At 40.5% G+C, this 12,605-nt stretch carries 8 protein-coding genes, 2 tRNA genes and 3 pseudogenes; 5 read left to right on the top strand and 8 right to left on the bottom strand.

Translation table 11 applies throughout. The features are described 5' to 3' along the window. Window positions 1–100: 100 nt before the first annotated feature. Both bamC and dapA read right to left on the bottom strand, forming a co-directional pair. Window positions 101–1,201, bottom strand: a complete 1,101-nt coding sequence (gene bamC / locus ACGEDC_RS17895; protein WP_394494826.1) for an outer membrane protein assembly factor BamC — start codon at window positions 1,199–1,201, stop codon at window positions 101–103. Continuing rightward, window positions 1,202–2,089 carry a 4-hydroxy-tetrahydrodipicolinate synthase gene (gene dapA, locus ACGEDC_RS17890; RefSeq protein ID WP_394494824.1) on the bottom strand — a complete coding sequence of 296 codons (888 nt, stop codon included), beginning with the start codon at window positions 2,087–2,089 and terminating at the stop codon, window positions 1,202–1,204. It lies immediately after the preceding gene. A 355-nt stretch (window positions 2,090–2,444) separates the two neighbouring features. On the opposite strand from dapA, the gene ACGEDC_RS17885 reads away from it, so the two are divergent. Continuing rightward, window positions 2,445–2,972, top strand: coding sequence for a glycine cleavage system protein R (locus ACGEDC_RS17885; protein ID WP_055025876.1), 528 nt, complete (start codon window positions 2,445–2,447; stop codon window positions 2,970–2,972). A gap of 22 nt (window positions 2,973–2,994) precedes the next feature. Continuing rightward, window positions 2,995–3,465, top strand: a complete 471-nt coding sequence (bcp, locus tag ACGEDC_RS17880) for a thioredoxin-dependent thiol peroxidase (protein WP_055025875.1) — start codon at window positions 2,995–2,997, stop codon at window positions 3,463–3,465. Between the two features lie 88 nt (window positions 3,466–3,553). On the opposite strand, the pseudogene ACGEDC_RS17875 reads toward bcp, so the two are convergent. The 5 genes and pseudogenes from ACGEDC_RS17875 to dnaQ form a co-directional block, all read right to left on the bottom strand. Further along, a pseudogene (locus ACGEDC_RS17875) lies at window positions 3,554–5,549 on the bottom strand (cation:proton antiporter). Window positions 5,550–5,785: 236 nt separating this feature from the next. Next, a tRNA-Asp gene (locus ACGEDC_RS17870) sits at window positions 5,786–5,862 on the bottom strand. A gap of 50 nt (window positions 5,863–5,912) precedes the next feature. Then, window positions 5,913–5,989, bottom strand: a tRNA-Asp gene (locus ACGEDC_RS17865). A gap of 454 nt (window positions 5,990–6,443) precedes the next feature. Then, window positions 6,444–7,739 (bottom strand): TIGR03503 family protein, encoded by a 1,296-nt coding sequence (locus ACGEDC_RS17860; protein WP_282166850.1) that lies wholly within the window; start codon window positions 7,737–7,739, stop codon window positions 6,444–6,446. 3 nt (window positions 7,740–7,742) lie between these two features. Beyond that, on the bottom strand, window positions 7,743–8,477 hold the full coding sequence (gene dnaQ, locus ACGEDC_RS17855) for a DNA polymerase III subunit epsilon (protein WP_055024489.1): 735 nt from the start codon (window positions 8,475–8,477) through the stop codon (window positions 7,743–7,745). A 68-nt stretch (window positions 8,478–8,545) separates the two neighbouring features. Here dnaQ and rnhA point away from each other — a divergent pair. Then, window positions 8,546–9,018, top strand: a pseudogene (gene rnhA, locus ACGEDC_RS17850) (ribonuclease HI). 5 nt (window positions 9,019–9,023) lie between these two features. Here the strand turns inward: rnhA and ACGEDC_RS17845 are convergent. Continuing rightward, window positions 9,024–9,748: pseudogene (locus tag ACGEDC_RS17845) on the bottom strand (class I SAM-dependent methyltransferase). A 317-nt stretch (window positions 9,749–10,065) separates the two neighbouring features. Here ACGEDC_RS17845 and gloB point away from each other — a divergent pair. Then, window positions 10,066–10,842 carry a hydroxyacylglutathione hydrolase gene (gloB, locus tag ACGEDC_RS17840; protein ID WP_394494820.1) on the top strand — a complete coding sequence of 259 codons (777 nt, stop codon included), beginning with the start codon at window positions 10,066–10,068 and terminating at the stop codon, window positions 10,840–10,842. A 143-nt stretch (window positions 10,843–10,985) separates the two neighbouring features. Next, window positions 10,986–12,503, top strand: a complete 1,518-nt coding sequence (locus ACGEDC_RS17835) for a LysM peptidoglycan-binding domain-containing protein (protein WP_394494818.1) — start codon at window positions 10,986–10,988, stop codon at window positions 12,501–12,503. The last annotated feature ends 102 nt before the right edge of the window (window positions 12,504–12,605 follow it).

The raw sequence follows: 12,605 nt of genomic DNA, 5'->3' as shown, positions 1-12,605 counted from the left end.
GCCAACTCAATTGGCATTTCTAGCATAAAAAAAGAGACACAGAAATGTGTCTCTTTGTAAGTATGTATGTCAGTGAAGCAAAACAAGCAATAATGGGTGATTATCTCACCTTACGGTCAGCTTCCATGGCATCGCTAAGTACTCGGTATACTTCAGTGATGACTTCATTTGATAATGGATCACCTACCGCATTTTTAGCAAAAATCTTCGTTTGCTGTTTATCTTCTGTTGGCTCTAACTCAACACGGTAATTACCGCGCTCTAAAGGTAACTTTTCATCACCCCATAATGAGCTCCAGAATCCTCCGCTTTCTTCAAGCACGATATAAAATAAGCCTTCAGCATTATTCATATCGACTATATCAAAACCAAGCTCTGGTAAAACTATACGTAGACGGTCCCAAGTTTTACTGTAATCCGCTTCAGCAATCCAATAAGCACCTTTATCTTCAGTTTCTGCCACTAAATCTAAAGTAATACCTAGACTCTGCTCGATACGGTCAGCTTTAATTTGCTTATCACGAGTAATACTCATGTAAGCAATAGAGTTATTCAGCATATCTATTGTGTAGCGACGTTTATCTTCACCACTTAAGAATACTTCTTGGTCTTCACCGTCGTAAGATTCTTCATGTTCGATAAGATCAATACTCATACTACCTGAACGGCCATGAGGACTGACATCAACATCGTAACGGTAGCGTTGGCGTAATAAGTAAACTTTATCTTCACCAAACCAACTTGAATCAATCACCTCACGGTTTTCAATCCAGCCTGTTTCTATAATGCCTTCTTCGTAATCTTCTTTTTCAATTGGCACTTCGTACTTATTTAAGAAGCCTTTTAAGTTTTCAAACACTTCTTGTTTTAAGTCTTTAGTTGTTGCGATAGATTCAACGATAACTTTAATATTATCGCTGCCCTCTTCCACACGTGTGCCTTCAGACATCGGCAATACAAGTAATGGAGGACGAATATCTAGACGCTTACCAACAAGTTCTTTATTAACTTCACTACCTGGCTCAGGAATATCATACTCTTTGCCATAAGTTGGTGTTTTAAGCCCTTCAGGTATGATTAATAATGGCGCAGCTTTGGCATTAACAAAGTCATCATTGCCATTTGCAATACGTCGATCTGTCGGAGTGCTACATGCAGATAGTGCTGCTATAACGAGAATTGGGGTGACTTGCTTCAACATTTATTGGTTTACCTCTATCTGGGCTTGCTTCATCGCTTCTAACAACAGACCATGAAACTGCTCAGAAAGTTCAGTTAAAGGTAAACGAATATGTCCTTGGCTAATTAAACCCATTTGATGAGCGGCCCATTTCACAGGAATTGGGTTAGCTTCACAGAACAAGTGTTCATATAAACCTTTCATTGGCTGGTTTATACTTTCTGATAACGCTAAATCGCCAGCCAGTGCAGCTTCGCACATAGCCTTAAAGGATTTTGGAACGATATTGTTGGCAACGGAAATGACCCCATCACCACCAAGTAATAAGAAATCTCTAGCCGTAGCATCATCGCCACTGTAAAGCTTAAAATCATTACCACATAATTCACGCAATTTAGCGACACGGGTTAAATCGCCAGTGGCTTCTTTAACACCGATAATATTAGGTACTGAGACTAATTCAACGACGGTTTCAGGTAACATATCAACAGAAGTTCTGCCGGGTACATTATATAAAATCTGAGGAATATCTGTGCAAGCTGCAACGGCTTTATAATGTGCAATAAGCCCTTTTGGTGTTGGCTTATTGTAATATGGGGTCACGCCTAACATGCCTACGATGCCTGAATCGGCCATAGATTGAGTCAGCTCAATAGCTTCAGCAGTGGCATTGGCGCCATTTCCGCCAATAACAGGAATGCGTCCTGCTGCAAACTTAACCGTTTGCGCTACAACTTGTGCATGTTCTTTCATCGGTAAAGTCGCAGACTCACCTGTTGTCCCAACGGCGACAATCGCATCTGTGCCTTGGTCAATATGAAACTCTACCAGCCTTTCAAGACTCGCGTAATCTACTGTGCCATCACTATTCATTGGTGTGATTAAGGCAACGATGCTTCCGTTTATCATCTAAATTCCCCAAGGTTTCAGGATTCGCTATGTTACTTATGCCTACTACTAATGACAAGCATTAACGGGGCTCTTAAATGCATTTATCTAAAACGTTTCACTATTCGCCAAAAAAAGGCGAATAATTTGCGTAAATATCAACGTTGTTTACAGAAGAAATAAACTTTATTTCCTTATAAATCAACAGTTATTAAAATATATTCACTAAACTAGTCATAATTCAAACAGATTAAAGGCAAATACACACATACTTATGTGGTTTTCTTTTAGTTATGGTAGCATTACAACCCGCAAAAAAACTTTGCGTTAGCTCGCTAGTTTACGCTCTATGATATCGAAAAAGTGAGGAAAATCCATGACCAACTATCTGGTCGTTACTGCTATGGGTGCTGATCGCCCAGGTTTAGTCAGTCGTCTATCCCGTTTAGCCAGTGAATGTGAATGTGACATCGTTGATAGCCGCATGGCTTTATTCGGAAACGAATTCACCTTAATCATGATGATTTCTGGCTCGTGGGCTGCCATCACTAAGATAGAAACTCTATTACCTGGTTTAAGTGTTGAGCTTGAATTATTGATGGTAATGAAGCGTACCTCTAAGCACACCCCTAAGAATTTCATTTCACGAATTGAAGTTAGTGTAAATGGACAAGATCAGCGCGGTACCATGAAGCGTATTACCGAGTTTCTTGCCGACCGCTCACTGGATCTAGCTGCAGTTCGTTCTCACGCTGATGACGATAATCTCACTCAGACAATTTTATTCACCATCAATGTGCCTGAAAAAGTTGATCTGGTTAAGCTTGAAAACAGTATCCATGAACTCGCAGCAGAACTTTCGCTAGATTGTTCAATCAATCACATGCAAGCAAGTGAAAAATAAGTAATCAAAATAAGGACTATTAATGAATACCCTAACCGTTGGTGATTCAGCACCGCAATTTAGCTTACAAAATCAGTTTGATGAAACCGTATCGTTAAGTGATGCATTAAAAAATGGGCCAGTATTAGTTTATTTTTACCCAAAAGCATCAACACCAGGTTGCACAGTACAGGCACAAGGCTTACGTGACAGTAAAGCTGAGTTAGCTAATCACAATGTTACGGTTTTCGGTTTAAGTCCAGATCCCGTGGCCAAGCTGCTTAAATTTAATGATAAGCAAGAATTAAACTTCTCACTACTTAGCGATGAAGACCATGCTGTTGCCGATGCATTTGGTGTATGGGGTGAAAAGAAATTTATGGGTAAAATTTACGACGGTATCCATCGTTTAAGCTTTTTGATTGGCCAAGATGGCAAAGTTGCCCATGTATTCGACAAGTTCAAAACTAAAAATCACCATGAAGTGGTCCTTTCGGTATTAGCTGAGCAATAACACTAAGATATCGAGTGAAAACCTCAATAAAAAAGCTTCGTTTCGACGAAGCTTTTTTGTTGGTAATAATGACCTCTAATCTACAAAACTATTGCTTTGTTTCGTCCTTTTTATTAATTGCATTATTCACTGTAGTGTTAGCTTCTGAATCAACTGCAGTTAACGTTTGCTCAGTTGGTGCTTCTTCATTGTTTAGTTCTGCTGTTTGCTCTTGTGAGTCAAGGGTCTTTTGAGCAGCTTTATTGGCTTGTTCTTCTGCTTCAGCTAAATTACGTTGAATGATCGCTTGCTCTTGCGCTTCTTGTGGTAACAGGCTAATTAACTCAATTCCAACGGGTAAGTCAGTGTCTTCACCTGTGACAATTTTAACTTTTTGCTCTTTGGTTAAATATATCAGTGGCATTGCGGTTTCACCGTAACGCTCCCTAAAATGAGTCAAGGTGAAGTTTTCAGTAATGTTGGTCACTTTAATTACTGCACCTTTTGACATATAGCTCGCAATGCGAGCATATGAGACTGACTCCCCAAATAAACATAATCGCTTTAAATATGATTCTGACAATTGGTGTCTTGCGCTACCACCTTCGGCGTTATTTAGGCCGTACACTTTTTTAACGCCAAATAAATCCTGAAAATGAAAGCTTACCAATGGGTTTAATTGTCGATAAGGCGATAAAATTAGCACTCTGCCGATACCACTTAAATCCATAAAGTTTTCAGCATGTTCTGATGCAGGGTTACCAAAGTACACCTGAATATTTGCCATTCTTGCTTGGCGAATGTTGTCCCAGTTATTATCAGCCAATACCACTTTAACATTTTTATCAGTCAGAACTTTTGCTAGTTCTCGAGAGAACTTAGACGCGCCAAATAATAGCAATCCCTGAGATGAGTCAGCCTTAACCCCCAAAAACTTAGCCCAAGGGCTCGCAGTAAGACTTTGAATAACCACAGTGCCTATAATGATCAAGAAGACTAACGGTACGATTGAACTTGCTCCGTTAACACCAATGGCTTCCAATTTAATGGCAAAGAGTGATGATATGGCAGCTGCCACAATACCTCTTGGTGCTACCCAACTTAAAAACCATTTATCAGCCCGAGATAAACTTGTCCCAATTCCTGATATCCAAATACTCAGCGGACGGGCAATAAATAAAACGACCAATAATACACCGACGCCTCCCCATCCTAGATCCAACATCGCTGTCGAATTTAATCGCGCGGCGAGTAAAATAAATAGTGCCGAAATCAACAGTACAAGTAAGCGTTTCTTTAAACTCTAAAATATCGGCAATGTCGACGCCACGCATATTAGCAAGCCATATCCCCATGACCGTCACCGTCAATAACCCCGATTCTTCTTGAAGCAAGTTCGATCCAACAAACATACCCAGCATGATGGTTAATACGGCGGTATTTTTTAGATAATGGGGAAATACATTGGTTCTTAGCGCAATACCGATGAGGTAGCCTGCAACGGCGCCCATGCCAAAACCAAGTAAAAGTGTCATTCCTAAAGCTGACAAAACATGCGTCGTAGGATCTGCTGCAGCGGCGACTGCAATATACTCATAAACCAGAACAGCGAGAATAGCCCCAATAGGATCAATAACGATACCTTCCCAGCGTAATATGCTGGCAAGGTTTGATTTAGGACGCACGGTGCGCAGCATGGGAACAATCACTGTTGGGCCCGTAACAACAACTAATGCACCAAACAACATAGCCATAGGCCACTCAAAACCCAATAACCAATGTGCTGCTGGTGCAATACAAGCCCATGTAATAAAAGCGCCAAATGTCACTAAATTGGTCACCATTCTGCCGTGATCTTTTATTTCTTTAAAATTAAGTGTCAGTGCGCCTTCAAATAAAATGACCGCCACACCTAACGAAATGATAGGGAAAAGTAAATCACCAAAAATGGCATCTGGATTTAATATATCTAGACCTGGGCCAAGTAATAACCCACAAAGAAGTAGCGGTAAAATAGCGGGTAAACGAAACTTCCAACCTAACCATTGACACAATAGAGACAAGACGCCAATTAACGCAAGCATGCCTGTGATGTGTTCTACCATGTTATTTCCTTATAAAGACACTAAATACTTATGCCATCAAATGTTGACGCTAATACCTTTAATAAAATACTAAATGTGATTATAGAGCAAGCAGTAATTGACAGTTTGATAGCATTTTATCGAATTTGATTAACATTGAAGAGCTAGTATTAAGAGAGGCAATAAATATTGTATATTCAGTAGGTTAAATTGAAGGCACAAAAAAGCCCTTGTCATATGACAAGGGCTAATCTGTTTGGCGGAGCGGACGGGACTCGAACCCGCGACCCCCGGCGTGACAGGCCGGTATTCTAACCAACTGAACTACCGCTCCTAAACTGTGTTACCTGTATATACAAATAAACAAAATTTAAGTAACTTAACTGGCGGAGCGGACGGGACTCGAACCCGCGACCCCCGGCGTGACAGGCCGGTATTCTAACCAACTGAACTACCGCTCCACTTAAGTTGCGAAGAATAATAAAGTTGTCGTGAAAAACCGTCAACCATTTTTTTGAACTTTTTGTCTGTTTAGTTAAAAAATGCGCAGCAAAGGCTAAAAGATACACTTATTGATGATAAAACTAGCAAATCAAATAGCGTTAATATTTCAAGCGGGACAGGATTCTAACGACAAGCAGGCCTGATGAATTAAAAAACTTACTGTTAAATTAACTAAAATCAGTTTTAGTTTTAGTTTTAGTTTTAGTTTTAGTTTTAAGAGTATGGTAGAAACATAACGGATGAAAATACAAAGGGTAAAAAAGCCTGTGGACAAAACATCAATACAGACTCGGTGTTAAGGTGGTTATTGCTGAATTAGCTAGCCGCTTTGCAGCGGCTATGTGTAAAGTCGTTTACGACTCAAGTCATCCTGCTTATAAAGAGGATTTAAATCCAACCATCAAAATAACACTACTTTTCATCTGGCATTGTTAAATCAAGATCATCAAGAGACGGGACATCTTCCTTCTCGCCTCCCTCTTGCTCTAATCGCAGCTTAGTCGCTGCTAATGCTTTATTAAGCGCTTGTTTTTTCCGCCAAATGATTAAGCCTAGAATACCAATGACTAATAAAGAGCCATTAACGACAAGGATCCAGAAGATAGCTTCTTCCTTAGCTGCAGCTTCTTCATTTGCAGCTTGTATCGCTGCTCGTCTAGCGAGCTCTTCAGCTGAAGGTGGCGGTGCTGGCGGTTCGATGAGATTAAAAAACTGCTCGGGTAAATCGAGCACTATTTCTCGTCCTTCGACTGTTGTAGATACCGCAGTGCCTTTAATTCGGTAACTCCCAAAGTCAGTCACTTGAGGGATCGAAATCAATGTTTCAGTACTCGTCACTTCATTAAAGCTTAGCGGTAATTTAAGCCCTGCGGGACCAACAATATCAAAGTGAAAATGCGTTTGTTCCAGTTTTAATGCTTCTTCATTTACCAGCGCTTGAATCTGCCAAATACCATTGAGCTTATCTTCTGGCTCTATAATTTCGACTTCAATTGGCTTTTCAGACAAATAGAACGGATAACTGACTTCTCGCTGAAAGATATTATTACGAGCTTCTACTGTTAAAGTGTAATTACCCCAAGGCTGATTTAAATTCTTTTTACCAGTGAACACACCATCATCAGGTGCTTCATCTAATCCTTCGCCATTGTCTTTATACGAACCGACAATGATTGTGCCCGTTGTAAAGTTGGCGTCGGTGTTTTTATGATGGCTTGCAAATTTTGTGGTCCACTCCACCATAAAATCTAAGCCAGGTAATCTAACCGTTAACCCGTCACCTAATAATCGTGCAGTGACTTTTAGACGTTCACCTTGATATAACGGCTGCGGAATGGGTTCAACTTCGATTTCCAGTTCTGAAACTTTCTGAATACTTGAGCCTTCAGCAAGGCTACCCAACAATTGCCAAGGGCCAGGCATAGGCTTAGTGATTTTAATCATATCGCCAGTTAAGCCATCAACCCACTTAACTGATTCAGGGTGACGGTCTGAATACCATTTTGAGCCGTCAGGTAAAATGACAATTACAGGCGCAGTGCCGTATTCTCGCTGTACTAACAAGGTTAACTCATCAACCATATGATCAATTCGAAAACGGTTTTTGAGTTCACTCGCTTGAGTGTATGGAACAGCAAAAGCCGATTGAGGAATCAAATTCCCAATCAGCAAAATGAACAATAAACAATACGGCTTTAATGCGGTCATCGGCTACGCTTCACCTCTCCAGAGGCACTTTCCTGACTTTTGAACTAAATCAAGACGTTGATCATGTGATACTAGTTCATCGGCCGTTGCAGAGATCACTTTAAGATTAAACTCATTTTGATCGATAAGCTGAATCCCACCCGCCTCTTGACCAGCTTTTTCATTGGACAAATTAAACTTAATTTGTCCACCCGTCATGATTAAATAAACATCTGCGAGGATTTCAGCATCGAGTAATGCACCGTGATAGGTTCTTCTTGAGTTATCAATGCCATAGCGCTTACATAAGGCATCCAAGTTGTTCTTTTGACCAGGATGCAAATGCTTAGCAACGGTTAATGAATCCAGAATGCCACAGATGTCGGCAGTTTTCGGTCCGTTAGGCTGCAAGTTAGCAAATTCATGATCCATAAAGCTGATATCGAAGGGAGCGTTGTGTGCAACAATTTCAGCTCCATCAATAAAGTCGATAAACTCTTGAGCAATTTGATGAAAACGCGGCTCTTTGGCAACCCTTTCGTCAGTGATGCCATGAACTTCAATTGCTTCAGGATCAATTGCTTGACCAGGGTTGATGTATTGGTGATAAGTACGGCCCGTGAGTTTTCTATCTATGACTTCTACACAACCAATTTCAATAATGCGATGTCCAATATATACAGGGCCACCAGCTTGGTTCATACCTGTTGTTTCGGTATCTAAAATAACCTGACGGCTTGCGCTAGAAATAATATTCATAGGTAACTCATTAATAAATGTTTAGGTATAATTGCCAAAAATAAGGTCAAACGTATGGTAACAATTCAATGTCAGAACTAAAACTTATCAAAATCTATACTGACGGCTCATGTTTAGGAAACCCAGGTCCTGGCGGATACGGTATTGTAATGAAATATAAGCGCCAAACCAAAGAAATGTCTGACGGATTTAAGCTTACCACCAATAATAGAATGGAGCTGCTCGCGCCAATCATCGCATTAGAAGCCTTGTATGAGCCCTGCCAAGTCATATTAACCAGTGATAGCCAATATATGCGACAGGGTATCACGCAATGGATCCACGGTTGGAAAAAAAGGGCTGGATTACCTCAACGAAGACCCCAGTAAAAAATGTCGATTTATGGAAACGTTTAGATAAGGTCAGCCAAATCCATCAAATGGATTGGCGTTGGGTTAAAGGTCATGCTGGCCATGCAGAAAACGAACGTTGTGATGATTTAGCTCGATGGGCTGCTGAAGCAAAGCCCGAGCAAGAAGATGTCAATTATAATGCAGACTAACCATATTATTGGTTAGTCTGTTTAGAATGACCCGTTCGCCCCGCTGTTGATGCTTGGGCCCATTGCGGCGCTCGAGCTTTTTCTTTTCTCGTATAGGTGTTAATGGCGAGTCCATTTTACGTGCAACGATTAAATAGACACTGCCGATTCCTGGTAGCCATCGCTCTAAGCGGTTTTGCCACCAACTACCTTGATTGATATCGCCTATTAAAGGGTGATAAATAAACCGTTCATCTTGAAGTATTTGATAACCGAGCAAGCCTAACCAATCTTTGACTCGAGCAGGCATAAAAAATTGCCCAGACCAAGGAATTTGAGTTTGGTACTTAGGTAACAATTTACCCGCAAATGCCGTGCTTACCGGGTTTAGGCCACAAATGAAAATATAGCCACCACAAATCATTACCCTATCGACTTCACGTAGAAGTCGATAAGGATCTTGTTCAAACTCAATTAAGAAACTCATTAAAACCGCATCCATTGAGCCACTTTGTAAAGGTAAGTGATGTGGATCAGCAATAATCGAAGCACCTTCTTCCTCATGAATAGAAAAATGACGAGAGATATTACAATTTAAGCTGGAGATTTGATGACTTAAAGGACCTAATTTTAATAAATGGTAGCCGAATATTCTTGGCCACCAACTTGCTAAGCGCTGTTCTACAGCCAATTGTATTTCATCACCACAGGGTAATTGATGCCACTGTTGCGGTTTGTGATGAATCGACATAAACGCCCAGCCCCTTATAAAATACATATCGATAATTGAGTATAACGATTTATAACCCAAAGTCGTCAAGGGATAACAAAATATTTATTGTTTTGAGATCAATAAGTAAAATTAATGACATTCTTTATTCTAGTGGCAATAACGTCGCCTATACTTCTTGTTAAATGACAGTGTTTAATCAAAGTCAAAATATAGAGTCCACTGTTTATTGATGAGAGTGTATTCACCCAACAAGGCTCATCATACTGTTGATCAACATTTGGCGAGCTTCCAATAATCCGTTACTCTGTATCGACATATTTTACTAAGGTTAAATCATGCTTTCTGTTAACGCTATTCCCGCATTTAATGATAACTATATCTGGTTAATTCATCAGCAAGGAACCAATAAAGCTTACGTTGTCGATCCTGGATGTAGTCAAAGTGTGTTAGACCATATCAATGACACAGACCTTGAATTAGTCGGTATTCTAATCACACATCACCATGCAGATCATACTGGCGGTATCGCAGATTTACAGCAAGCATACAACCAACAACTGAGCGTATATGGTCCTCAAAAAGAAAACATCTCAGGCGTAACTCATCCTATTGAATGCGAACAAGCCCTGACGTTACCTTTTATCAATTCGCCAGTGCAGGTACTTATGGTACCAGGACATACACTCGGCCATATCGCCTATTGCATTGATAATGCTCTCTTTTGCGGAGATACCTTATTTAGTGGCGGCTGTGGTCGATTATTTGAAGGAACGCCTGAGCAAATGGCAGCGTCATTGGCAAAATTGACCAAGCTAAATGGCAACACAAAAGTCTACTGCGCACATGAATACACCCAAGCTAACATCACTTTTGCGGTCGCGGTAGAGCCCAATAACACAGCTTTACTGCAATACGAGCAAAAAGTTGCAGCAGCAAGACAGCACAATAATTCAACAATCCCGTCTACCATTGCAACAGAATTAGCAATTAATCCATTTTTACGAAGTGGTAGTACAGAAATCAAACAATCTATTTCAAAGCAGTTTAATCAACAAAATTTGACTGAACTACAAACATTTACTCTTCTCAGAGAATGGAAGAATCACTTTTAGTTTAGGGTTGATATCCCACGCAGGTTAACTTAACAAAGACAATTAGCGCATTTTGCTCTACAATGCCGCTTCAATTTTGACCAATACTTTAGGCTGACGTACTAAACATGTCAGTTTTGCAAGACTTAGGAATTTCGTTTTTGATGCATAAATCTTTATATTTTATCGTTGGTGGTGTGGCCTTTTTAAGTGGCTGTCAAACACTAACAACACCTAAGCCGGCTAAAGAGCCTATTACCATTCAAAAGCCAGTAGATCCTGAAGAAACGGTCGTTAAAGTTGAAAAGCCCGTCGAGATCACAGATGTATGGCAACGCATTAGCCTACAGATGAAAATGCCGATTGATGACCAAAAGCTCGTCAATCAATATCGTGACTGGTATTTGGCGAACCCAAGGCATTTGGAAATCGTTTCACAACGGGCTGAGCCATACTTACATTACATTGTAGAAGAGCTTGAAAAGCGTGACATGCCAATTGAAATTGCGCTATTGCCCATCGTTGAAAGCTCATTTGACCCATCTGCTTATTCAGCAAGTGCAGCTTCGGGGCTTTGGCAGCTCACGACCCCAATATCGAATCATTTTGGGGTAAAAAGTGATTGGTGGTACGACGGACGCAGAGATGTACCTGCGGCGACGACTGCTGCGTTAGATTTTCTAGAATATCTTTACGACAGAACTGGCGAAAACTGGTTGTATGCCATAGCAGCGTATAACACTGGTGAAGGCAGAGTAAATAATGCCGTTCGCAGAAATAAAGCCGCAGGTAAAAGCACTGAATTTTGGGCATTATCATTACCTCGAGAAACCCGACGTTACGTCCCGCAGCTCATCGCTTTATCCGATGTCATCAAAAATGCCGATAAATACGGCATTACCTTAACACCTATCGCTAATGAGCCTCATATCGCCGTTGTCGATACCCAAAGCCAAATTGATTTAAAACTGGCTGCTGATTTAGCGGACATGAACATAAACCAACTTAAAGCACTTAACCCAGGTCTTGATCGCTGGGCCACGTCACCAGAAGGTCCGCACACTCTAGTGCTGCCTTATGACAAAAGAGATGTATTTGAGCAAAAATTGGCGCAACTTGACCCAAAAGACAAGCTCAATTGGCATCGTTATAAGATTCAATCAGGTGATACTGTCAGTCATATCGCCAAACGCTTCGATACGTCAGCATCATTTATTCGCTCAAGTAACAATCTTAAAAACAACAATATTCGAGCTGGCAGATATTTAATTATCCCAGTGCCACCTGAAGGTGCTGACTTAACAACAGATCAGTTATTAGCGCAAAATCAATTAACACCTAAGAATATCACTTATACAGTGAAGTCTGGCGATTCACTGTGGGTTATCGCAAAGCGTTACAATGTCTCGGTCGATGATTTAATTCGCTGGAACCGTCTGCCTAAAAATGGCGCGTTAAGCATTGGAAAAGAACTGACAATTGGTAGCCGTGCATCAACAAATGCAACTGAGCGAACAGTTAACTACAAAGTTCGCTCAGGTGATTCACTTGCCCGTATTGCTAATAAATTTAACGTATCTGTAGATGACTTAATCAAGTGGAATAAGTTACATAACACCAAATATATTCAGCCTGGACAAATGTTACGTTTAATTGTTGATGTATCAAAAGTGAACGCTTAATTGAGTTACGCTATTCATTACTGATTACAAAAGTGCTGATTCGTTAAGCTTAAATCGGTTACTTAAACCAAAAATGATTGGTTTTATTTACCTAATTAAATA

The organism is Shewanella sp. ENK2 (assembly GCF_043568515.1).
Classification (GTDB): Bacteria; Pseudomonadota; Gammaproteobacteria; order Enterobacterales; family Shewanellaceae; genus Shewanella; species Shewanella japonica.
This window is presented reverse-complemented; position numbering and strand designations above follow the sequence as displayed.